20 protein-coding genes are annotated in these 23,251 nt (G+C 67.3%); 14 read left to right on the top strand and 6 right to left on the bottom strand.

Annotated features, from left to right (window positions below; genetic code table 11):
- Window positions 1–213: 213 nt before the first annotated feature.
- The 3 genes from ABWV23_RS09345 to ABWV23_RS09335 are packed head-to-tail and all read right to left on the bottom strand — an operon-like array spanning window position 214 to window position 2,930.
- Complete coding sequence (locus tag ABWV23_RS09345) at window positions 214–846, bottom strand: flavin reductase family protein (protein WP_353347178.1); 633 nt, start codon at window positions 844–846, stop codon at window positions 214–216.
- A gap of 10 nt (window positions 847–856) precedes the next feature.
- A complete protein-coding gene (locus ABWV23_RS09340; RefSeq protein WP_353347177.1) occupies window positions 857–1,798 on the bottom strand; it encodes a fumarylacetoacetate hydrolase family protein in 942 nt (313 codons plus the stop codon).
- 10 nt (window positions 1,799–1,808) lie between these two features.
- Window positions 1,809–2,930 (bottom strand): cupin domain-containing protein, encoded by a 1,122-nt coding sequence (locus ABWV23_RS09335; protein ID WP_353347176.1) that lies wholly within the window; start codon window positions 2,928–2,930, stop codon window positions 1,809–1,811.
- 143 nt (window positions 2,931–3,073) lie between these two features.
- Between ABWV23_RS09335 and ABWV23_RS09330 the strand changes: the two genes are divergently transcribed.
- Window positions 3,074–3,751 (top strand): FCD domain-containing protein, encoded by a 678-nt coding sequence (locus tag ABWV23_RS09330; protein WP_353347175.1) that lies wholly within the window; start codon window positions 3,074–3,076, stop codon window positions 3,749–3,751.
- A 20-nt stretch (window positions 3,752–3,771) separates the two neighbouring features.
- Here the strand turns inward: ABWV23_RS09330 and ABWV23_RS09325 are convergent, their stop codons facing one another.
- On the bottom strand, window positions 3,772–3,972 hold the full coding sequence (locus tag ABWV23_RS09325) for a heavy-metal-associated domain-containing protein (RefSeq protein WP_353347174.1): 201 nt from the start codon (window positions 3,970–3,972) through the stop codon (window positions 3,772–3,774).
- 162 nt (window positions 3,973–4,134) lie between these two features.
- On the opposite strand from ABWV23_RS09325, the gene ABWV23_RS09320 reads away from it, so the two are divergent.
- Together ABWV23_RS09320 and cueR are read left to right on the top strand one after the other, a co-directional pair.
- Window positions 4,135–6,645: a heavy metal translocating P-type ATPase gene (locus ABWV23_RS09320; protein ID WP_353347173.1), complete on the top strand. Its 2,511-nt coding sequence runs from the start codon at window positions 4,135–4,137 to the stop codon at window positions 6,643–6,645.
- 14 nt (window positions 6,646–6,659) lie between these two features.
- On the top strand, window positions 6,660–7,067 hold the full coding sequence (gene cueR / locus ABWV23_RS09315) for a Cu(I)-responsive transcriptional regulator (RefSeq protein ID WP_353347172.1): 408 nt from the start codon (window positions 6,660–6,662) through the stop codon (window positions 7,065–7,067).
- A 47-nt stretch (window positions 7,068–7,114) separates the two neighbouring features.
- Here cueR and ABWV23_RS09310 read toward each other — a convergent pair whose 3' ends face one another.
- Window positions 7,115–9,472, bottom strand: coding sequence for a Tex family protein (locus ABWV23_RS09310; protein WP_353347171.1), 2,358 nt, complete (start codon window positions 9,470–9,472; stop codon window positions 7,115–7,117).
- Between the two features lie 319 nt (window positions 9,473–9,791).
- On the opposite strand from ABWV23_RS09310, the gene ABWV23_RS09305 reads away from it, so the two are divergent.
- From ABWV23_RS09305 to ABWV23_RS09280, 6 genes are all read left to right on the top strand, one after another.
- Window positions 9,792–12,005, top strand: coding sequence for an NADP-dependent isocitrate dehydrogenase (locus ABWV23_RS09305; protein WP_353347170.1), 2,214 nt, complete (start codon window positions 9,792–9,794; stop codon window positions 12,003–12,005).
- Between the two features lie 276 nt (window positions 12,006–12,281).
- Window positions 12,282–12,491, top strand: a complete 210-nt coding sequence (locus ABWV23_RS09300) for a 4Fe-4S dicluster domain-containing protein (protein ID WP_353347169.1) — start codon at window positions 12,282–12,284, stop codon at window positions 12,489–12,491.
- 2 nt (window positions 12,492–12,493) lie between these two features.
- Window positions 12,494–13,171: a ferric reductase-like transmembrane domain-containing protein gene (locus tag ABWV23_RS09295; protein ID WP_353347168.1), complete on the top strand. Its 678-nt coding sequence runs from the start codon at window positions 12,494–12,496 to the stop codon at window positions 13,169–13,171.
- Window positions 13,168–14,898 carry an FAD-binding protein gene (locus ABWV23_RS09290; RefSeq protein WP_353347167.1) on the top strand — a complete coding sequence of 577 codons (1,731 nt, stop codon included), beginning with the start codon at window positions 13,168–13,170 and terminating at the stop codon, window positions 14,896–14,898. The genes ABWV23_RS09295 and ABWV23_RS09290 overlap by 4 nt, the downstream gene beginning before the upstream one ends.
- Before the next feature lie 129 nt (window positions 14,899–15,027).
- Window positions 15,028–15,690 carry a DUF938 domain-containing protein gene (locus ABWV23_RS09285; protein WP_353347166.1) on the top strand — a complete coding sequence of 221 codons (663 nt, stop codon included), beginning with the start codon at window positions 15,028–15,030 and terminating at the stop codon, window positions 15,688–15,690.
- Window positions 15,691–15,759: 69 nt separating this feature from the next.
- Window positions 15,760–16,098, top strand: a complete 339-nt coding sequence (locus ABWV23_RS09280; RefSeq protein ID WP_353347165.1) for a carboxymuconolactone decarboxylase family protein — start codon at window positions 15,760–15,762, stop codon at window positions 16,096–16,098.
- 234 nt (window positions 16,099–16,332) lie between these two features.
- Here ABWV23_RS09280 and guaD read toward each other — a convergent pair whose 3' ends face one another.
- Entirely contained in the window at window positions 16,333–17,625 is a 1,293-nt protein-coding gene (gene guaD, locus ABWV23_RS09275; protein WP_353347164.1) for a guanine deaminase, read from the bottom strand.
- Between the two features lie 136 nt (window positions 17,626–17,761).
- Between guaD and mgtE the strand changes: the two genes are divergently transcribed.
- The 5 genes from mgtE (at window position 17,762) to ABWV23_RS09250 (ending at window position 23,229) form a co-directional block, all read left to right on the top strand.
- On the top strand, window positions 17,762–19,168 hold the full coding sequence (gene mgtE, locus ABWV23_RS09270; RefSeq protein ID WP_353347163.1) for a magnesium transporter: 1,407 nt from the start codon (window positions 17,762–17,764) through the stop codon (window positions 19,166–19,168).
- The gene (locus ABWV23_RS09265) at window positions 19,165–19,731 is read left to right on the top strand and encodes a 5-formyltetrahydrofolate cyclo-ligase (protein ID WP_353347162.1); all 567 of its coding nucleotides are present in this window, start codon (window positions 19,165–19,167) and stop codon (window positions 19,729–19,731) included. Before mgtE ends, ABWV23_RS09265 begins: the two co-directional genes overlap by 4 nt.
- Before the next feature lie 187 nt (window positions 19,732–19,918).
- On the top strand, window positions 19,919–20,404 hold the full coding sequence (locus ABWV23_RS09260) for a fasciclin domain-containing protein (RefSeq protein ID WP_353347161.1): 486 nt from the start codon (window positions 19,919–19,921) through the stop codon (window positions 20,402–20,404).
- A gap of 96 nt (window positions 20,405–20,500) precedes the next feature.
- A complete protein-coding gene (locus ABWV23_RS09255; RefSeq protein WP_353347160.1) occupies window positions 20,501–21,313 on the top strand; it encodes a TIGR00282 family metallophosphoesterase in 813 nt (270 codons plus the stop codon).
- A 137-nt stretch (window positions 21,314–21,450) separates the two neighbouring features.
- Window positions 21,451–23,229, top strand: a complete 1,779-nt coding sequence (locus tag ABWV23_RS09250; protein WP_353347159.1) for an SLC13 family permease — start codon at window positions 21,451–21,453, stop codon at window positions 23,227–23,229.
- Window positions 23,230–23,251: the final 22 nt, after the last annotated feature.

The following is a 23,251-nucleotide window of genomic DNA, read 5'->3' as shown; positions in this document are numbered from 1 at the left end:
ACTCACGCCGGTGAGGTAGTCCGTTTCAAGGTAAGAAAGCCACCCCGGAAAGGGAAGTGCTGGTGCGGCGGGCGGTGGGACAAATGCCCCCCGGCGCGCGGCGGGCGACAGGCTGCACAAGCCGTGTACAAGCCATCAACCGTTGCGGTCCGGCCCGGCGCCGTCCGCCACGATGCCACGCAACTCCTCGGGGCGCCGCGACGATTTGGCGCCCTATCCGTCCTGTCCCGGCGGCGCATAGGCCGGGCGATCCATCTGGAACATCTCGCCTCCGGCCTTGTACCAGCCGCTGCCGTGCATCCGTGCGATCAGGTCCAGCGCGGGCGTGTCCACGTGGCCCCGCTCGGGGTCCAGCAGGAAGCGGTCGGCGATATGGATCGCCACCACCCGGCCAATGGCGATCATCTGTTTCGGCCCGGTCATCACCGCTGCGTGCAGCCTGCATTCGAACGACACCGGCGCCTGCGCCAGGCGCGGCGGGAACACCTTGGCGCTGGCGGCGGTTGCCAGCCCGGCCAGTTCCACCTCGCTCACGTCGCGGGGGGCGTTGATCGCGGTGACGTTCATCGCCTCGGCCATCTGCCGCGCCACGAGGTTGACCACGAACTCCCCCGTGGCGATGATGTTCTCGGCGGTGTCCTTCAGCCCCTTGTCCGGGTCGCGCAACAGCCCCAGCGCCACGGTCGGCGGCTCATGCCCCATGACGTTGAAGAAACTGTAGGGCGCGGCGTTGATCACGCCGGCCTCCGAGCACGTGGTGACCCAGGCGATGGGCCGCGGCGTCACCGTCGCGGTCATCAGCTTGTAGACGAATTGCTCGGGGTGCGCGGCGCAGTCGTAATACATGGCCCGCCGCTCAGCCGCGCTGCCCGCCGGTCTCGGCCGGGCCGGCAGCCACCACCGGATTGCGCAACGCACCGATCCCCTCGACGCCCGCCTCGATGATATCCCCGGGCCAGAGCCATTCCTGCGGATCGCGCCCGGCGCCGACGCCCTCGGGCGTGCCGGTGGCGATGATGTCGCCCGGCTCCAGCGTGATGCCCTTGCTCAGATCCGCGATCAGCGCCGGGATCTTGAAATACATGTGCCTGGTGTTCGAGCGTTGTTTTTCGACCCCGTTCACCGTCAGCCACAGGTCAAGGCCGTGCGGGTCCGCGATCTCGTCCGCCGTCACGATGCAGGGTCCGAAGGGGGCATAGCTGTCCATCCCCTTGGAATAGATCCACTGCCCGGCGCGGCGGTTGTCGCGGGCCGAGACGTCGATCATCACCGAGTAGCCCCAGACATGATCCATCGCCTCTGCCTCGCTCACCTTGGTGGCGCGGCTGCCGAGGATCACCGCCAGTTCCACCTCCCAGTCCAGCTGTTTGGTCATGGTGATGTCGTGCTGCACCGGCGCGCCGGGACCGGTGACGGCGGTTGGCGGCTTGGAAAAGATCACCGGCTCCTTCGGCATCTCCTTGGCGGTATCCAGCGAGCGGCTCGATTCCTCCACATGCTCGGCATAGTTCAGCCCGATGCCAAAGATGTTCTTGCGCGGGCGCGGGATCGGCGCCAGCAGGGTCACGTTGGCCAGCGGCCGCGCCGTGCCCATCGGCCAGAGGCCGTTCTGCGCGTCGATCACCGCCCGCAGCGCGTCGAGGCCGGGGCGGCCAAGGTCGATCAGCTCCAGCATGGCGCCGGGCAGGGGCTGACCGATCGCCGCCCCCAATCCCGCGACATCCACCACGATGTCGTCCAGAACCACACCCAGCCGGCCCGCACCATCGGGCGCGGCGCGAAAAGTCACCAGTTTCATATAGATCTCCTCAGGCGGTCACGGGTTGATGCCCGTCGTTTTCGGCCAATGCTTCTTCCCGGTACAGGCCCAGAGCCCGCATCACCGGAAGGTCGTTGAGACAGAACAGGCAGGCCTCTTCGCTGCCCGAGGCATTGGCATGTTCGTGCCAGGCCCAGCTGGGAACGCAGAAGATGTCGCGCTCGGACCAGTCAAACCTCTGCCCGTTGATCACCGAGTACCCCGACCCCTTGCAGACCTGGTACAGGTAGCTACCGGTATGGCGGTGGGCCTTGGTCTTCTCGCCGGGGCGCAGCATCTGCATGCTGGCGCCCAGCGTCTGCATCACCGGCCCGTTGGTCACCGGGTTCACGTATTCCATCAGCACCCCGTCATGGGGTGAACCGTCGCTGGCCCCGGCCAGGTTGAACAGCGCCTCGTGGGTGCGGTCCCATTCGTATTTGAACAGCGGGCTGTAGCCCTTTTCCCATGTGCCCCCGCCGGGGGTCAGGCCGGGATTGCCCCAGGTCCGGGTCATGTCGTTGACCGGGTAGGTCACCGCCTGTTGCAGGTCCGGGTGCACCTCGTAGAAATTCGCCTCCATCGCGTTGACGAAGGGGATGTCGAGCCCGTCCTGCCAGATGCATTCGCTGCCTTCCTCGGCCACCGCGTGCTCGTGCCAGGTGCCGTTCGGGGTCAGCACGAAATCATTGGCGCCCAGCGTCATCTTGTGCCCGTCCACCACCGTATAGGCGCCGGTGCCCTCCATGATGAAGCGGATCGCGCTGGCCGAATGGCGATGCGCCGAGGCCCGTTCGCCCGGGCGCATCACCTGTAGCCCGGCATAGATCCAGCCGACGGCGGCGGCCACGTCCGAGCGCCCCGGGTTGTCGAGATAGATCACCCGACGCCCGGCCTTTTCCGGCGTCACAAGGTCGAGCGAGCGCAGGACATCCGCCCGCAGGTCAGCATAGCGCCACAACATCGGCACCGAGCTCGAGACCGGTTCCCACGGCTCGATCTTGTTCGCCACGGTCCACAGCGCGCCGGCGCCCTTCTTTTTCAGGTCGCCGTAATAGGCGACCAGCTCGGGCGTGTCCTCGACATTGGCCCGGCCGGCCACCTCTTCGCGGTATTGGTCATGTCTCGACATCGGGGCCTCCCTCGTGCGGTCGCGGAAAGCCTGCGGGAGTCGAGTTTCGATGTAAAGTCATATTATCGCAAATCTGGACAAACGCCGATTTTGACGCCAAACATGGGGCACCCGGGATCGCCGGGCCCCATGCCGGAGGCGCCATGACCCTGTCCGATACCGTCTATGAAAGGCTGCGCGCCGACATCGTGCAGGGCCGGTTCCCGCCGTTGCAGCCGCTGCGGCTGGAACAGTTGAAACAGCACTACGGTGTCGGCTTTTCCCCCCTGCGCGAGGCGTTGAACCGGTTGCAGGGCGAACGGCTGGTGGTGTCCGCCGCGCAACGCGGGTTCCGCGTCCGCGCGCTCTCGGTCACCGAGATGTGGGATGCGGTGGAAAGCCGTATCCTGATCGAGTGCGCGGCACTGCAGCGCTCGATTGAGGCCGGCGGCGACGATTGGGAGGCCGACCTCGTCGCCCGGTTCCACGCGCTGTCGCTGATCGTGAAGCGCCTCAGCGACGGCGCGGATGCCGAGGCGCTGGACGCCTTGGAGCGGCGCCACCGGGAGTTTCACACCGCGCTGATCTCGGCCTGCGGCTCGGCCTGGCTGCTGGATTTCGCCGGCACGCTGGGCACCGAGACCGAACGCTATCGCACCCTTGCCCTGCGGTCGGCCACCCTGCGGCGCGACCGCGACCTGGATGCCGAGCACAAGGCGCTGCTCGACGCCGCGCTGGCGCGCGACGCCGACCGGGCCGCCGACCTGCTGGACGCGCACTACCGGGAAACCGGACTCTTCCTCGAACAGGTGCTCGGGCAGGACGAGGCGCCCGTTTCCTGAGGCTGCGCTGGGCCTGCGTGTCAGGCCACGGCAGGTGTTGCCGGATAGCCGACCTCGGCCAGCGTGCTTTCGATCGCCGCGCCCGACAGCGTGCCGGTGACCGCGACATGCCTGTTTGCAAGGTCGCATTCCACCGTCGCGCCGGGATCCTTGGCCTTGATCGCCGCCTCGATGGCCGCCGTGCAATGGCCGCAGCTCATGTCCGGGACGCTGAATTTCATGCTCTGGTTCCTTTCTCGATTCGATACCCCCGCAGCTTTCCGCGCTCCTGCGCAGGAAGGTCAAGCGCGCCGGGTGCGACAAAGAAAACGCATTCCGGCCCTTGACCCTCCAGTGACTGGAGGCCCTATCTCCGGGGCAAGACAGCAACCACGGAGGTCACCATGACCGCGAATCGTCCCATCACGCTTGCCGTCGAGGGCATGTCCTGCGCCTCTTGCGTTGGTCGCGTCGACCGGGCGCTGGCCGCGCTGGACGGGGTGTCGGAGGTCAACGTGAACCTTGCCGCCGAGACCGCGCAGCTCTCGCTGGATGCGCCGGACCGGCTGGAACAGGTGGTCGCGACGCTCGACGGGCTCGGTTATCCCGCCCGCCGCGCCAGCGTCACGCTGAACGTGGCCTCGATGTCCTGCGCCTCCTGCGTGGGGCGGGTGGACAGGACGCTCGCGGCGCTGCCCGGCGTGCTGGAGGTGAACGTCAACCTCGCCTCCGAGACCGCGATGGTGACCTACCTGGAGGGGGCGGTGACGCCCGACGCGCTGATCGCGGCGGCGACCGGGGCCGGCTACCCGGCGACGCTGGCCAATGAGACCGGCACCGAGGATCGCGCCACCCGCAAACAGAGCGAGGCCCGCGATACCGCGCGCAAGGCGATCCTTGCCGCTGCGCTGGCGCTGCCGGTCTTCGTGCTGGAGATGGGCGGTCACATGGTGCCGGCCTTCCATCACCTGATCGCCGCCACGATCGGGCAAAACACCAGCTGGATCGTACAATTCGTGCTGACCTCCCTCGTGCTGGCGGGGCCGGGGCGTGGGTTCTATGCCAAGGGGATCCCCGCGCTGCTGCGCGGCGCGCCGGACATGAACAGCCTTGTCGCAGTGGGCACCGCGGCGGCCTATCTCTATTCCGTCACCGCCACTTTCCTGCCCGGCGTCCTGCCCGAGGCGGTGCGCGCCGTCTACTTCGAGGCGGCGGCGGTGATCGTGGTACTGATCCTGCTGGGCCGCACCCTGGAGGCGCGGGCCAAGGGGCGCACCGGCGCGGCGATCCAGAACCTGCTGGGGCTCCAGGCCCGCACCGCGCGGGTGATCCGGGACGGGGAGGCGGTCGAGGTCGAGATCGCCGCGATCCGTCCCGGTGACATCCTGCTGGTGCGTCCCGGCGAACGCATCGCCACCGACGGCGAGGTGACCGAGGGCGGCGCCCATGTAGACGAAAGCATGATCACCGGCGAACCGCTGCCGGTGACCAAGCAGCCGGGCGATCCGGTCACCGGCGGCACGGTGAACGGCACCGGCAGCTTCCGGTTCCGTGCCACCCGGGTTGGCGCCGATACCACGCTGGCCCAGATCATCCGCATGGTCGAACAGGCACAGGGCGCCAAGCTGCCGATCCAGGGGTTGGTTGACAGGATCACCCTGTGGTTCGTGCCCGCCGTCATGTCGGCGGCGCTGCTGACGGTGCTGATCTGGCTGATCTTCGGTCCCGATCCGGCGTTGACACTGGCGCTGGTTGCCGGGGTCTCGGTGCTGATCATCGCCTGCCCCTGCGCCATGGGGCTGGCGACGCCGACCTCGATCATGGTGGGCACCGGCCGCGCCGCCGAGATGGGCGTGTTGTTCCGCAAGGGCGACGCGCTGCAACAGCTGTCGTCGGTCGACGTGGTGGCGCTGGACAAGACCGGCACCGTGACCGAGGGGCGGCCCGAGCTGACCGATCTGGTGCTGGCCGAAGGGTTCAGACGTGCCGATCTGCTGGGGCTGGTCGCGGCGGTCGAGGCGCGCTCGGAGCACCCGATTGCCGCGGCGATCCTGCGCGCCACCCGTGCCGAAGGGGGGGGAATGCCGGACGCCGAGGATTTCACCTCGATCACCGGCTACGGCGTGCGCGCCACCGTGGCCGGGCGCGAGGTGCTGGTGGGCGCCGACCGGCTGATGGCGCGCGAGGGGATCGAGACCGGGCCGCTGGCAAAGGTCGAGGCGGATCTGGCCGCGCGCGGGAAAAGCGCGCTGTTCGCCGCCGTCGATGGCAAGATCGCGGGGGTGATCGCGGTGTCCGATCCGGTAAAGCCGAGCAGCGCCGCCGCAATCGCCGCCCTGCACGAGATGGGGCTCAAGGTGGCGATGATCACCGGCGACAAGCAGGCCACCGCTGAGGCCATCGCGCAGGAGACCGGCATCGACACGGTGATCGCGGGTGTGCTGCCCGAGGGCAAGGTCGCCGCGCTGGACCGGCTGCGGGGCGAGGGCGGTGGGCTGGTTTTTGTCGGCGACGGCATCAACGATGCCCCGGCGCTGGTTCATGCGGACGTGGGCATCGCCATCGGCACCGGCACCGATGTGGCCATCGAATCCGCCGACGTGGTGTTGATGTCGGGTGATCTGCGCGGCGTGGTCAACGCGCTCGAGATCTCGCGCGCGACCCTGCGCAACATCCGGCAGAACCTGTTCTGGGCCTTCGGCTATAATACCGCGCTGATCCCGGTGGCCGCCGGCATCCTGTACCCGGCCTTCGGCGTTCTGCTGTCGCCGGTGCTGGCGGCGGGGGCGATGGCGCTGTCCTCGGTCTTCGTGCTGTCGAACGCACTGCGATTGCGCCGGGTGCGCCCGGCGATGGACGAGGCGTCGCTGAACAGTGCCGCGGCGGTGGCGCCGCGGACGGTACCGGCGGAATAGGAAAGGGGATCACCATGAACATCGGCGACGTATCCCGCCGCTCGGGGCTGCCGGCCAAGACGATCCGGTACTACGAGGAGATCGGGTTGATCCGACCGGCGCGCAGCCCCAACGGCTATCGCAGCTTTCGCGAGAGCGATCTGCACCGGCTGGCCTTTCTCGGCCGCGCCCGGGCGCTAGGGTTTACCATCGAGGAATGCCGCGCGTTGCTGGCGTTGTACCAGGACGACGGCCGCGAAAGCGCCCAGGTCAAGCAGATCGCCGAAGACCACCTGGCCCGGATCGACGACAAGATCGCGCAGCTTCAGTCAATGCGCGCGACGCTGGCGCATCTGGTGTCCTGCTGTGCCGGGGATGACCGGCCCGACTGCCCGATCCTCGACGACCTGAGCGCCGGCGTGGGCGCGCCCCATGACGGGTAAGGCGCAGCAGGTCGACCTCGCCCTGCTGCGCCGGCTCTGAGCGCGGCTTACTTGCGCCGCATCGCGTCCTGCAACGCGGCCCCCAGTGCCCCGGTCTGCCCGCCGCTTGAGCCTGCCTTGCCGCCCCCTTTCGGACTGGCCGACATCGGCCCGCGCGGCTTGACCTTTGCGCCGCCACGGGGGGAATTGTCCTGGCCGCGCGCGTTGCGGTCGGACTTGGCGCTGGCGCCGCCATCCTTGCGCATGGTCAACCCGATCCGCTTGCGCGGCACATCGACCTCGACCACCGTCACCTTGACCACCTGGCCCGCCTTGACCACCTCGTGCGGATCCTTGACGAACCGGTCGGCCAGCTGGCTGACATGGACCAGCCCGTCCTGGTGCACGCCGATATCGACGAAGGCGCCGAAGGCGGCGACGTTGGTCACGGTCCCTTCCAGCACCATGCCCGGTTTCAGGTCGGTGATCTCCTCGACCCCGTCGGCAAATGTCGCGGTCTTGAAGCTGGGGCGCGGATCGCGGCCGGGCTTTTCCAGCTCGCTCAGGATGTCGCGCACCGTGGGCAGGCCGAATGTGTCGTCGACGAACTGCTCGGCGCGGACCCCCTTGAGTGCGCCCTCGTGCCCCATGATCTGGCGGATGTCGCGGCCGCAGGCCGAGACGATGCGGCGCGCCACCGCATAGGCCTCGGGGTGCACGGCGGAGGCGTCCAGCGGTTCTTCGCCGTCGCGGATGCGCAGGAAGCCGGCGCATTGCTCGAAGGCGCGTGGCCCGAGGCGGGCGACCTTCAACAGCTCCTTGCGGGACTTGAACGCGCCGTTCAGGTCGCGGTGTGTCACCACGGATTCGGCCAGCCCCGGCCCGAGGCCCGAGACATGCGACAGCAGCGGCGCCGAGGCGGTGTTCAGGTCGACCCCCACGGCGTTGACCACGTCCTCGATCACCGCCTCGAGCGATTTGCCCAGCTTGTGCTGATCGACGTCATGCTGGTACTGGCCGACGCCGATGCTCTTGGGTTCGATCTTGACCAGTTCGGCCAGCGGGTCCTGCAACCGCCGCGCGATGGAGACCGCGCCGCGCAGGCTGACGTCGAGATCGGGAAACTCGCGCGCCGCCAGTTCCGAGGCGGAATAGACCGAGGCGCCGGCCTCGCTCACCACCACCTTGGTGGGTTTCTGCACGCCCGAGGGCAGCATCGCCAGCGTATCGGCCACCAGCCGCTCGGTCTCGCGGCTGGCGGTGCCGTTGCCGATGGCGATCAGCTCCACTCCGTGCCTGGCGATCATCCCCATGATCGCCGCCTGCGCGCCGCGCAGATCGTTCTTGGGCTGGAACGGGTACAGCGTTTCGGTCGCCACCAGCTTGCCGGTGGCATCGACCACCGCCGCCTTGACGCCGGTGCGGATGCCCGGATCGAGCCCCAGCGTGGGGCGCGCGCCGGCCGGCGCCGCGAACAGCAGGTCCTTGAGGTTGCGGGCAAAGACGGCGATCGCCTCGTCCTGTGCCCGTGCCCGCAGGTCGCCCATCAGTTCGACCATCATTGTCAGGCTCAGTTTCACCCGCCAGGTCCAGCCGGCGATCTTGCGCAGCCATTTGTCGCCGGGCTGATCGGTGCGGGTTTCGAGGTAGGAGGCGACCAGCGCCTCGGCCCGCGCCGCGCCCTCTTCGGGCTCGGGCGCGATGTCGAGTGTCACGACCCCTTCTTTCTGCGCCCGCAGCATCGCCAGCGCCCGGTGCGAGGGCACCTTGGACCACGGCTCCACGTGGTCGAAATAATCGCTGAACTTGGCGCCCGCCTGCTCCTGCCCCTCGATTGCCTTGGAGGTCAGCCGGGCCTCGGCCTGCATGAAGGCGCGCAGATCGCCCAGCAGCGCGGCGTTCTCCGCCAGCCCCTCGGCGATGATGTCGCGGGCGCCGTTCAGCGCGTCCTTGACTGTCGGCACCGCCTCGGTGAGGAACCCTTCGGCCAGCTTTTCGGGATCTGCGGCGCGGTCGGCCCGGATCGCATCTGCCAGCGGTTCCAGCCCGTTCTCGCGCGCGATCATCGCCTTGGTGCGGCGCTTGGGCTTGTAGGGCAGGTAGATGTCCTCGAGCTGCGCCTTGGTCTCGGCCCCGGCAATGGACTTGGCCAGCTCCCCGGTCAGCTTGCCCTGGTCCTTGATCGAGCCCAGGATCGTTTGCCGCCGTGCCTCCAACTCGCGCAGATAGGCCAGCCGGTCCGACAGGGTACGCAGCTGGGTGTCGTCCAGCCCGCCGGTGGCCTCCTTGCGGTAGCGCGCGACGAAGGGCACCGTCGACCCCTCGTCCAGCAACTTGACGGCGGCGCCGACCTGTTCGGTTCGGGCGCCGATCTCGCTTGCGATGGTGCGGGCGATGCGGGCGGCGGTCTGCGGGTCCGTGTCCAAGGGCGACTCCATTGCATAATTCGGACGCTCTTATTGCCCGGTTCGCCGGCCCCCGCCAAGACCGAAGTCGTGCCGGCGGCGGCGTGGCGCCGGCAGCTGCCGGATGCGGCACGTGGTTCATGTTTGCGCCAACTGGGGCAAATCGCGCGCGGTCCCTTGATTGATTACCCCGGCGCGGTGGGCTAGAGGGGGCGGGAAAACCGGGCCACCACGGCAGATCGCCAAGGGACGCCCGCCGCATTTCCCTCTCGGTGCGCTGCGGCGTGCCCGCCACATTCAGATCTCACGCCACCAGACAGGCAGAAAAGGTACGAAGACCATGGCAGACAGCTCCAACCCCGATATTGTGTATACCGTCGTAGACGAAGCGCCCGAACTGGCCAGCGCCTCGCTGCTGCCGATCATCCGGTCGTTTGCCGGTGCCGCGGGAATCAACATCGGCACCAAGGACATCTCGCTGGCCGGGCGCATCATCGCCACCTTTCCCGAGGCCGTGACCGAGGCGCAGCGCCACAGCGATGACCTGGCCGAGCTGGGCCAACTGGTGAAGTCGCCGGACGCCAACGTGATCAAGCTGCCCAACATCTCGGCCTCGGTGCCGCAGCTGACCGCCGCGATCAAGGAACTGCAGGACAAGGGCTATGCCCTGCCGGATTACCCGGAAACCCCTGCCACCGATGAGGAAAAGGCGATCCGCGCGCGCTATGACGCGATCAAGGGCTCGGCGGTGAACCCGGTGCTGCGCGAAGGCAACTCTGATCGTCGAGCCGCCGCCGCGGTCAAGAGCTATGCCCAGAAGAACCCGCACCGCATGGGGGCCTGGTCCAAGGACAGCAAGACCCGCGTCTCCTCGATGTCGGGCAATGACTTCTATGCCAACGAGGTTGCCGCCACCCTGACCGCCGACCAAGCCGGTCCGGCCAAGATCGAGTTCGTCGGCAAGGACGGCGCCACCACCGTGCTCAAGGACGGCTGGCCGCTGATCGAGGGCGAGGTTGTCGACGCGACCTACATGTCGGCCAAGGCGCTCGATGCCTTCCTCGCGGAGGAAATCGCCTCGACCAAGGCCGAGGGCACGCTGTTCTCGCTGCACCTCAAGGCGACGATGATGAAGGTCTCGGACCCGATCATCTTCGGCCACGCGGTCAAGGCCTGGCTGGCGCCGGTGTTCGACAAGTTCGGCGACGAGATGAAGGCGCTGGGCGTCAACCCGAACTCCGGCATGGGTGACGTGCTGGAGCGGGTCAAGGACAACGCCGAGATCATGGCCGCGATCGAGGCCTGCACCGCCGATCGCCCGGCGATGTACATGGTGAACTCGGACAAGGGGATCACCAACCTGCACGTGCCCAGCGACGTGATCATCGACGCTTCGATGCCGGCGCTGATCCGCGCCGGCGGCAAGGGCTGGGGCCCGGACGGCAAAGAGGGTGACAGCAACTGCGTCATCCCCGACAATTGCTATGCCCCGGTCTATGACGAGGCGGTCGAGTTCTTCAAGGCGAACGGCGCTCTGAACCCCGCCACCGCGGGTACCGTGCAGAACGTCGGCCTGATGGCCCAGAAGGCCGAGGAATACGGCAGCCACCCGACCACTTTCGAGGCGCCCGCCGATGGCACCATCCGCATCGTCCTGGCCAATGGCGAGACGCTGCATTCGCTGGACGTCGAGGCCGGCGACATCTGGCGCGCCTGCACCGCCAAGAAGGCCCCGATCGAGAACTGGATCCAGCTGGCCATCGACCGCCAGCGCCTGACCGGGTTCCAGGCGATCTTCTGGCTGGACGAGAACCGCGCCCATGACGCCGAGCTGATCAAATACGTGCGTCCCGCGCTGGAGGCCGCCGGCGTGGCCGACAAGTTCGCGATCATGGCCCCGCGCGAGGCGACCCGTGCCTCGCTCGAGACCATCACGGCGGGCAACAACAGCATCGCCATCACCGGCAACGTGCTGCGCGACTACCTGACCGACCTGTTCCCGATCCTCGAACTGGGTACCTCGGCCAAGATGCTGTCGATCGTCAAGCTGATGAACGGCGGCGGCATGTTCGAGACCGGCGCCGGCGGCTCGGCTCCCAAGCACGTGCAGCAGCTGATCGAGGAAAGCCACCTGCGCTGGGACTCGATGGGTGAATTCTGCGCGTTGGGCGAATCGCTCAAGTTCCTCGCCGAGGCCAAGGGCAACGCCAAGGCCGCAGTTCTGGGCGACGCGGCCGAGGTGGCGACGCAGGGAATCCTCGACAACAACCGCTCGCCCTCGCGCAAGGTCGGTGAGCCGGACAACCGCGACAGCCACTACTGGTTCGCCCGTTACTGGTCCGAGGCACTGGCGGCACAGTCCGACGATGCCGATCTGGCGGCGCATTTCGCCCCCATCGCGAAAGAGCTGGCCGAGAAGGAAGAGGCGATCCTGGCCGAACTGGCCGCCGCACAGGGCGCGCCGGCCGATATCGGCGGCTACTACCTGCCCAGCGTCGAGAAGAAGGCTGCGGTGATGCGTCCCAGCGCCACGTTCAACGCCATCGTCGACTGATCCCGGCAACATCGACTGGTCAAAGCACCCGGAGCGTAACCGCTCCGGGTGTTTTTCGTTCCTGCCCTGGCTGCGCCGAACCACCGTGCCGGGATCCCGGGCAACGCCCGTTTTCGGCAAAGGTCCGCCCCGCCGCGGTCGGCACCGTCAAGGCGGCCGTGAAAATCGTGCAGATGCAACTTGCACATTGATGCTTAGCATCCTAAGTAAGCTGCGGATGCAAACCTTTACCCGCCCATGTCTAGGGGCACGTTTTCATTGGATTGGACCGAGACCATGACGATCAAGAGCATCAACGGCTGCATCGGCTGCGAGGAATGCGTGAAAAGCTGCCCCTGCGACGTGATCCGGATGGAGCGGGGCAAGGCTGTAATCGCCTATCCGGCCGATTGCCAGATCTGCCACCTGTGCCGGATGTATTGCCCGGTCGACGCCATCGAGATGGCGCCGGAAAAATCCATCCCCGTCATCGTTCCCTGGGGGTAACCATGAACCTCTCTGCCCGCACCTATACCTTTCTTGCCACGTTGGCGGTCTTCATCGGCCTTCCGCTGCTGTTCTATGCCCTCGGCGACACCCCGCGCCGCTCGGTCCTGAAAGAGGCGCTGTCGCTCCTCACGCTGCTGGCCTTCGTCCTGATGCTTGGCCAGTTCTTTCTGGCCCGCAGCAATCTGACGCTGCTGTCCCTGTTCAAGCCGCCGCAGGTCCAGAAGGTCCACAAGTACATCGCCTATTCGGCGATCACCGCGATTTTCCTGCATCCCGCGCTGATCGTGCTGCCGCGCTATCTTGAGGGCGGGGTGCGGCCTTGGGATGCCTTCGTCACCATGATCACCGATTTCGACAGCCTCGGCATCGTTCTGGGCCTGGTCGCCTGGGTCTTGATGCTGGTGCTGGGGGGGACCGCCTATTTCCGCAAGCGCCTGATCCCGCGGTTCGCCAACCGGTATCGCGGCTGGCGGTATTTCCATGGCGGGCTGGCCGTGGTGTTCACCGTGCTGGCCCTCTGGCATTCGATCGAACTGGGGCGTCACACCGACGTGGCGATGTCGGCCCTGTTCGTCACGCTGGCGCTGGTCGGTTTCGGGATGCTGGCCCGGATGTACCTGGCGGCGATGCCGAAAACGCCCCGTTCCACCCCGGTTTCCAAAGGAGCGCAGACATGACCGCACCGCATGACACCAACGGGCGAACCCGCCGTGAATTCCTGGCGCTGTCGGGCGCGACGGCGGGGGTCGCCTCGCTCGGGATGGCCGCCTGGGCCGACAACAAGGTCGAGATCGACGTCGAGACCATTTCCAATACCGACCATTCCACCGATGTCCTCGTGATCGGCGGCGGCATGGCCGGGCTGTTCGCGGCGGTCAAGGCGCATGACGCCGGTGCACGCACCATGATCGTGTCCAAGGGGCGGCTTGGCTCCTCCGGGCTGACGCCCTTTGGCAAGGGGTTCTTCGTGTTCGATCCCGAGACCGAGAGCGGCACCATCGACGATTTCGTCGATACGGTTTCGCGCTCGGCGCTGGGCACCAACAACGCGGTCTATACCCGCCAGTTGGCCGAGCATTCGCTGGACCGCGCGCGCGAACTGCGCGACTGGGGCTTTTTCGACCAGACCCTGGCCAACCGTCCCTTCATGAAACCCATCGAGGAGCGGGACATCCCGCTGTTGGAGCGGGTGGTGGTGACCCATCTGATCAAGGAAGGTGGCCGGATCGCCGGCGCGGCGGGCTTTCGGCTCGACGCCGAGGAGGTCGTGACGATCCGGGCGAAATCGGTGATCCTGTGCACCGGGGCAGGCGGGTTCAAACCCAGCGGTTTCCCGGTCTGCGACCTGACCCATGACGGCACGGTGATGGCCTATGAGATCGGCGCCAAGGTGACCGGCAAGGAATGGAACGACGGCCACAGCACCCGCGCCGAGAACCCGGCCGCCTGTTTCGACGGTTGGGGCGACATGTTCGAGCGGACGCCGAGCACCAACGGGGTCGAGGTGCATCACGACCTTGGCGTCGACATGAACTACCGCGCCTACAAGCTGGGCAACCCGGTGGAGGGTGGGCCGGGGGCGAAACAGCCCGAGGATGAGATCGCCGGCGGCCCCTTCGTGCCGGAAGAGTTCCAGCGCAGCTTCCCCCCTCCCGGCGGCGAGGGGCCGCCCCCCTCGGGCAAGGGCGGCGCGCCGGGCGGTCCGCCGCCGGGCTTTGGCGCCGGCGCGAATGTCGGCGGGGCTTCGGCGGGCATGGCGATCCACAAGTCCGAGGGGCTGGTGCCCCATGACGACCGCTGCGCCTCGAACGTCCCGGGGCTTTATGCTGCGGGCGATGCGCTGGGCAGCCACATGGCCGGCGGGATCTATACCCAGATCGGCTCGTCGCTGGCCGGCTCGGCGGTGCAGGGTGCCATCGCCGGCGAGGCGGCGGCAGGCTATGCCGATGGCGTCGAGGCGCCGATGATCACCGACGCGCGGCTGGAGCAGATCAAGGACGAGATCCTTGCACCGCTGCGCCGCGAGGCGGGCTATGGTCCGGCCTGGGTGACGCAGACGCTGCAGGGGATCATGATCCCGAACTTCGTGCTCTACATCAAGAAGGCTCCGATGATGCAGGCAGCGCTGGCCTATGTCGAGGAGCTGCGCGACCATCACGCGCCGATGCTGCGGGCGGCGAACATGCATGAATTGCGCCTGGCCTTCGAGACCCGGAACATGATCCTCTCGGCCGAGATGAAACTGCGCGCCTCGCTGATGCGGACCGAAAGCCGGGGCAGCCACTTCCGGCTGGATTACCCCGAGGTCGACGACGAGAACTGGCGCGCCTGGATCAATATCTATCGCGGACCGGACGGTGCGATGGAGCTTGAAAAGCAACCTTTCGGCACTTGGCCGGCATAGCGGATCGGAGGCCCGGCTTTTCCCGGGCCGCCTTTCCCGGGCTGCGCCCGGCACGCTTGCCGAACCCGGCCCCGGCGACTATCAAGCCTGTGATCCCCCTCGTGACCGAAGGGGGAAGAGGGGGCCGCCATGACCGGACATCTGAACTTGCCCGATACCGCCAGCGTTGCCAACAAGGGCGAGGGCGACAAGCTGATCGCGCCCTCGGCGGCACGCAACCTGGCGCCGCTTTGCGATCTGCTGGAGCATGTGGCGCCCCGCACCGGGCGTGCGCTGGAGATCGCCAGCGGCACCGGCCAGCACGTGGTGGCCTTTGCGGCGCGGTTCCCCGACCTGCAGTGGCAGCCGACGGAACCGGACGCGGCGCGGCGCGCCAGCATCATCGCCCACGCCGCCGAAAGCGGCTGCGCCAATATCGCGCCGGCGCTGGAACTGGACGCCTGCACACCCGGCTGGGGTGCGCGGATGCAGGGCCAGTCGCTGATCCTGGTGATCAACCTTTTGCACCTTGTCCCGATGGACTGGGTCGAGGTGCTGATCGCCGAGGCGGCGCATGCGCTGTCCCCCGGTGGCCGGTTCGTGATCTATGGTCCCTTCATGCGCGCCGGCGAATTGACCAGTGCCGGCGACGAAGCCTTTCACGCCAGTCTCACGGCGCAGGATTCGCGCATCGGCTACAAGGATGATTTCGACGTGATCGACCTGTTGCAATCCGCCGGGCTGGACCTGGCCGAGGTGGTCGAAATGCCGGCGAACAACCTTGCCCTGATCGCGGAAAAACCCTCTTTCTGATCAAGATCAATGCCGCTCGGTCCGGCGCGTGGTCACTGGCCGCGAAACCGGACCATGAAAGGCATGAAAATGAGCTGGAAAGAGAAACTGCCCAAGATCCGCGACGGGCTGCGCAACCTGAACCGCGCCAACCCCGAGGCCACGCGCGGCTTTGGCGGGCTGAGCAAGGCGGTGAAGGAGGGCGGCGTCCTCGACTTCAAGACCAAGGAGTTCGTGGCTCTCGGCATCGCCGTGGCGGATCGCTGCGAATCCTGCATCGGGCTGCATGTCGAGTCGTTGATCAAGGCCGGCGCCAGCCGCGAAGAGGTTGCCGACGTGCTGGGCATGTGCATCCAGATGGGCGGCGGTCCGTCGATGATGTACGCCGCCAAGGCGCTGGAATGTTTCGACGAGTTGAGCGCCGCGTGACCCTCTGCCCCGAAGCCTCCGGCGGGGTATTTGAAGAGAACGGAAGCAAGGAAATCGTAACCCAGCATCGGCACGGTTGTCCCGCGGTACAGGCGGGGACGCCGATGGCCGTGTGAGAGGAAGAGGTTGACCTCTTTTTCGGGGCGGGGGCCTTGTGCCCCCCCTTTTCCTTTCTCCGGAAATATCCCCGCCGGAGGCACGCCCCTCCCCCCGGGGGGGGCGTTCACAGGCCGGTCAGCCGCCCTTCACGCGGCGCCCGCCGATCCAGACCTCGGCCACCGCGCGGTCGTCGCCCATCATGATGGTCGGGAACAGCGCCTCCCACAGGTCATCAGCCTCGGCCTCTCGCTGGGCGATGGCGGCGGTCGAGGCGAGGTCGAGCACCACCAGGTCGGCCTCCATACCCGGGGCGATATTGCCGATCCGGTCGTCCATCCGCAGCGCCTGCGCCGAGCCGACGGTCGCCAGCCACATCAGCTGCGCCGGGTGCAGCGGCGTGCCACGCAACTGGCCGATCTCATAGGCCGCCGCCATGGTCCGCAGCATCGAGAACGACGAGCCGCCGCCGGTATCGGTGGCCAGTCCGATGCGATGCCCACCGGCCATCAGCCCGGCCATGTCGAACAGGCCCGACCCGATGAAGGTGTTCGAGGTCGGGCAATGCACCAGCGCCGCGCCCACCTCGCGCAAGCGATCCCGTTCGCGTGGTTCGAGGTGGATGGCGTGGCCATAGAGACCGTTGGCCCCCAGCAGCCCGAACTGCTCATAGGTGTCGAGGTAATCGCGCGCCTGGGGGAACAGTCCCTTGACCCAGGCGATCTCGTCGGTCTGCTCGCTCAGGTGGGTTTGCATCAGGCAGCCGGGATGCTCGGCCCAGAGCGCGCCGAGGGCCTCCAGCTGCTCCGGCGTCGAGGTCGGCGAGAACCGCGGCGTGATGGCATAGGCAATGCGGTCCACCCCGTGCCAGCGTTCCAGCAGCGCCTTGCTGTCGTCATAGGCAGATTGCGCGCTGTCGCGGAGCCCCTCGGGCGCGTTGCGATCCATGCAGGTCTTGCCCGCCACCACCCGTTGACCGCGCCTTTGCGCCTCGGTGAACAGGGCGTCGACGCTGCCCGGATGGATGGTGCAGAAGGAACACATGGTCGTCGTCCCCTCCGCCGCCGTCAGGTCGAGATAGCGCGCGGCAATCTCGGCGGCATAGGCGGGGTCGGAGAATTTCATCTCTTCGGGGAAGGTATAGCTGTTGAGCCAGTCGATCAGCCGCTTGCCCCAGCTCGCGATCATCGCGGTCTGGGGGTAGTGCACATGCGGGTCGACGAAACCGGCGCAGATCACCTTGTCGCCGTACGCGTGTCGCACCGCCTGCGGATGGGCCGCGCGCAGCTCTTCCGCCGTGCCGCGCGCCAGGATGCGCCCGTCCTGCAACGCCACCGCCTCGTCGAGCCGGGCCGCCGCGCCCGGCGCCCCGTCAAAGGGCGTGGTCGCAAAGGACAGCACCCGCCCGGTCAGAATCGTCACTGCGCTCATCGGAAATCCGCTTTTCGGTCCATTATGTCGCCGCCAGACTAGAGTGCACGCAGGAACTGGTAAATTCCGCCATTGTCATTGTTTTCGCGTAGAACCTTCTTCTATTTTGCGCACATTTCGGGGTATTGGGCGGGCCATGGATACAGGCGACGATCAGCGCGAAGACGACCAGCTGCCCGACGAGGGCGGCCATGACTCTGCCTATGAGCTGGACCGCCGGGCGGTGGCCGCGATTCTCTACGCGGTCGATGCCAGGGATCGTGACCGGCTGATCGAACTGATGGAGCCGCTGCACGCGGCCGACATCGCCGACCTCCTGGAGCAGATCAACGCCTATGACCGGGGTCGGCTGATCCGGCTCTACGGGCGCGCGTTCGACGGCGACATCCTGTCTGAGCTTGACGAGAGCGTTCGCGAGGACGTCATCGGCATGCTGCACCCGAACGTCCTGGCCGAGGCCGTGCGTGAGCTGGAAAGCGATGACGTGGTCGACCTGGTCGAGGACCTGGAAGAGCCGCAGAAGGCGACGATCCTGGGCGCGCTCGAGGCCGCCGACCGGGTCGCGGTGCAACAGGCACTGGCCTATCCCGAAAATTCCGCCGGCCGCCTGATGCAGCGCGAGGTGGTGTTCGCGCCCGATCACTGGAACGTCGGCCAGGCGATCGATTTCCTGCGTGATTCCGAGGATCTGCCGGAACAGTTCTATCACGTCGTCCTGGTTGATCCGCGCATGCACCCCACCGCCAACGTGACGCTGGGCAAGCTGATGCGCTCGCGTCGCGAGGTGGCGTTGCAGGAGATCACCGAGGAGGTGTTCCAGGTCATTCCCGTCGACCAGGACGAGGAGGACGTCGCCTATGCCTTCAACCAGTATCACCTGATTTCCGCCCCGGTGGTCGACCCCGAGGGGCGGCTGGTGGGGATGATCACCATCGACGATGCCATGACCGTGCTGGACGAGGAGCACGAAGAGGACATCCTGCGCCTCGCCGGGGTCGGCGAGGAAAGCTCGCTGTCCGACACGGTGGCGGCCACCGCGCGGCAACGCCTGCCCTGGCTGGCGGTGAACCTGCTGACCGCCATCCTCGCGTCGCTGGTGATCGCCCAGTTCGAGGCGACCATCGCGGTGCTGGTGGCGCTGGCGGTGCTGATGCCGATCGTCGCCTCGATGGGGGGCAACGCGGGCACCCAGTCGCTGACCGTGGCGGTGCGGGCGCTGGCCACCCGCGACCTGACCCGCGCCAACGTCTGGCGGGTGGTCCGGCGCGAATTGCTGGTCGGGCTGATCAACGGCCTGGTCTTTGCCGTGGTGATGGGCGGGGTCAGCCTGGTCTGGTTCGGCACGCTCGACCTTGGCTACGTGATCGCGGCGGCAATGGTGATCAACATGGTGGTGGCCGGGGTCGCCGGCACGGTGGTCCCGATCGCGCTGGAGCGGTTCGGCGTCGACCCGGCGCTGGCCTCGGGCACCTTCGTGACAACGGTGACCGATGTCGTGGGCTTCTTCGCCTTCCTCGGGCTTGCCTCGCTGGTGCTGCTGTGAGCGACCTGGCCGCAGCCAAGGCGGCGGCGCGCAAATCCGCCTTTGCCCGGCGCAAGGCGGCGCATGCGGCGGCGGGGCCGGGTGCTGCGGCGCAGCTCAGCGCGGTTCTGGCGGGCTATCGCGCGGTGCCGCTGGCCGGCTACATGCCGATCCGCACCGAGATCGACCCGCGCCCGGCGATGGCCGAGGCCGCCGCGCACGGGGTGGTGGGCGTGCCGGTGATCGCGGGCGAGGGGCAGCCTCTGCGCTTCAGCCGCTGGACCCCCGATTGCGCGCTGGTCGATGGCCCGTTCGGTGCCCGCATCCCGGCGGTCGAAGCGTTTTTCGAACCCGAGATCCTGATCGTGCCGCTGGTCGCCTTCGATATTGCCGGCAATCGGCTGGGCTATGGCGGCGGGTTTTACGACCGCACGCTGGAACGGCTGCGCGCGCGCCGCGCCACGCTGGCGATCGGCTTTGCCTATGACGCGCAACAGGCCCAAGACCTGCCGCTGGAGCCGACCGACCAGCCGCTCGACATGATCGTCACCGAGACCCGGGTGCTCACGATTCCACGCGGATAGGCGGCGTTTTCCTCACGCGGGGTCACATGATCGTGTCGTGACTATTCGCGGTGTCCCGGCTTAGCGCGCGGCGCGGCGGGTCAAGGGCGCGCGGGGTGTTTTTTCGTCAGATCCAACCGCGGGGCAGGGGCGTAGCAGGGGGGAATGTCACTTCGGCATTCGTACAAAATCAATGGGAGACCGTACAATGCTTCGTCGCACCTTCATGTCCATCGCCACCGCCGCCGCCATGACCGCGGGCACCGCCGCCTTTGCCGGGGGCCATTCCAAGGATATCGTCGACACCGCCGTGAGCGCCGGCAGCTTCACCACACTGGTCGCGGCCGTTCAGGCCGCCGGGCTGGTCGAGACCCTCAAGGGCGAGGGGCCCTTCACGGTCTTTGCCCCCACCGACGAGGCCTTTGCCGCGCTGCCCGAGGGCACCGTCGAAACCCTGCTCAAGCCCGAGAACAAGGATCAGCTGACCGCGATCCTCACCTACCACGTTGTGCCGGGCAAGGTGATGAGCACGGATCTGTCCGACAACATGATGGCCCCGACCGTGCAGGGCGGTGACCTGACCATCATGACCGAAGGCGGCGTCACGGTGAACGGCGCCAAGGTGATCAGCGCCGACGTGATGGCCTCGAACGGGGTGATCCACGTGATCGACCAGGTGATCCTGCCCAAGTAAGGCCGCTTGCGCCCGCCCGTATCGGGCGGGTGCAAATCGCTTGACCTGCGTGGCGCGCCCCTTGCCCTTGGTCGCGCCACGCCCTACCAAGCGGGCATGAGACTTCTGTACCTTGGTGACGTGATGGGCCGCGCGGGCCGCGCGGCGATTTCCGAGACCCTCCCGCGCCTGCGCGAAGAGTGGCGTCTGGATTTCGTCGTGGTCAACGGCGAGAATTCCTCCAACGGCATGGGGTTGAGCGGTGAGCACGCCAAGCTCCTGCTCGATGCCGGCGCCGACTGCCTCACGCTGGGCGACCATGCCTTCGACCAGAAGGACATGATGCAGTATATCGAGCGCGAGCCGCGTATCATCCGTCCGATCAACTTTGCCAAATCCGCACCGGGCAAGGGCTTTCGCCTGTTCTCGGCTCCCGGCGGGCGCAAGGTGCTGGTCGCGCAGGTACTGGGGCAGGTGTTCATGAAGCGGGCCTTCGACGATCCGTTCTCGGCCATCGATCAGGTGCTCCGCAGCCATCCGCTGGGCGGGCTGGCACAGGCGGTGATCGTCGACATCCACTGCGAGGCGACCTCGGAAAAGATGGCGATGGGACATTTCTGCGACGGTCGTGCCAGCCTTGTCGTGGGCACCCACACCCATGTTCCCACCGCCGATGCCCAGATCCTGACCGGCGGCACCGCCTATCAGACCGATGCCGGCATGTGCGGCGATTACAATTCGGTCATCGGCATGGACAAGGCCGAGCCGATGCGCCGCTTTGTCACCGGCATGGGCAAGGAGCGGTTTTCGCCCGCAAGGGGGCCGGCCACCCTGTCCGGCATCTTCGTCGAGACCGACGACCGCACCGGCAAGGCCAAGGATTTCCGCATGGTGCGCGTCGGCGGTCGTCTTGAGCAGGCGGCGCCGTGATACCGGGCGATCTCCGGCGGCGCTGAACATGTCTTTCCCTGCGACCCCATGTACCGCTTGCCCCGCCCGGGCCGATCGGCGAAACTGGCCGCCGGCCCGCGGGGGCCGCTTTGGTAGAGGCGTCGAAATCACCTGACATGCAGCTCTTAGCCCTATCCGAAACCGGAAGCGCGATCCTGACCCTGCTGATCGTGGCCGGCATGTTCATCATGTTCCTGCGCGAGGTCTTTCCGACCGAGGTCGTCGCCATCGGCGGGGTGGCGGTGATGCTGGTCACCGGCGTCCTGCCCTACGAGGCGGCGTTGCCGGTGCTTGCCAACCCGGCACCCTGGACCATCGCGGCGATGTTCATCATCATGGGCGCGCTGGTGCGGACAGGGGCGCTGGATGCCTTTACCAGCGTGGCCCAGAGCCAGGCCGCCACCCGGCCGCGTTTTGCCATCGCCCTGCTGATGGGGTTCGTCCTGGTCGCCTCGGCGGTGGTGTCGAACACGCCGGTGGTGGTGGTGATGATCCCGGTGTTCATCCAGATTGCCCGCACACTTGACGTCTCTGCCAGCAAGCTTTTGATCCCGCTCAGCTATGCCGCGATCCTGGGCGGCACGCTGACGCTGATCGGCACCTCGACCAACCTGTTGGTCGACGGCGTGGCGCGCAGCCACGGGCTGCCGGCGTTCTCGATCTTCGAGGTGACGCCGCTGGGGCTGGCGCTGGTGGCCTACGGGATGATCTACATCCGCTTCATCGCGCCGCGCCTTCTGCCGGATCGCGACAGCATGGCGAACCTGCTCAGCGACAAGTCGCGGATGAAGTTCTTTACCGAGGCGGTGATCCCCCCCGAGAGCAACCTGATCGGCCGCGAGGTGCTGGGGGTTCAGCTGTTCAAGCGCGAGGGCGTGCGGCTGATCGACGTGGTGCGCGGCGACCAGTCGCTGCGGCGCAAGCTCGAGGGGGTGACGCTGCAGGTCGGGGACCGGGTGGTGCTGCGGACCAAGATGACCGAACTTCTGAGCCTGCAGAACAACAAGGAACTCCGGCGCGTCGACCAGATCTCGGCGGTCGAGACCACCACGGTCGAGGCGCTGATCTCGCCCGGCTGCAAGATGGTCGGGCGCAGCCTGGGCGCGATGCGCCTGCGGCGGCGCTACGGCGTCTACGTGCTGGCGGTGCACCGGCGCAACCAGAACATCGGCCGGCAACTCGACGACCTGGTGGTGCGGGTCGGTGATACCCTGCTGCTCGAGGGCGCACCGGCGGATATCCAGAGGCTCTCGGCGGATATGGAGATGGTCGACGTCTCGCATCCCTCGGCGCGGGCGTTCCGGCGGGGCCATGCGCCCATCGCCATCGCAGCGCTGATCGGGATCGTGGGGCTGGCCGCCTTCGGCGTGGCGCCGATCCTGCTACTGTCGGTGCTGGCGGTGGCCATTGTGCTGCTGACGCGCTGCATCGACGCGGACGAGGCGTTTTCCTTTGTCGACGGGCGGCTGCTGGCGCTGATCTTTGCCATGCTGGCGATCGGCGCGGCGCTGGAAAACTCGGGCGCGGTGCGGCTCATCGTCAACGCGGTCGCGCCTTACCTGGGCATGATGCCGCCGTTCCTGGTGATCTGGGCGGTCTACCTGCTGACTTCGGTGCTGACCGAACTGGTGTCCAACAACGCGGTGGCAGTGGTGGTCACCCCCATCGCCATCGGCCTCGCGCAGGCGATGGGGCTGGACCCGCGCCCGCTGGTGGTGGCGGTGATGATCGCCGCCTCGGCCAGCTTTGCCACACCGATCGGCTACCAGACCAACATGCTGGTCTACGGTCCGGGCGGTTACAAGTTCGCCGATTTCCTGCGCGTCGGCGTCCCGCTGAACCTGACGGTGGGGATACTGGCTTCGGCGCTCATTCCGCTGATCTGGCCGCTGTGATCCGGCGCCGGGGGTTTTCCCC

This window comes from Aquicoccus sp. SU-CL01552 (genome assembly GCF_040365005.1).
GTDB lineage: Bacteria > Pseudomonadota > Alphaproteobacteria > Rhodobacterales > Rhodobacteraceae > Antarcticimicrobium.
The sequence above is the reverse complement of the archived record's forward strand: the minus strand, read 5'-3'. Positions and strand labels throughout refer to the sequence as shown.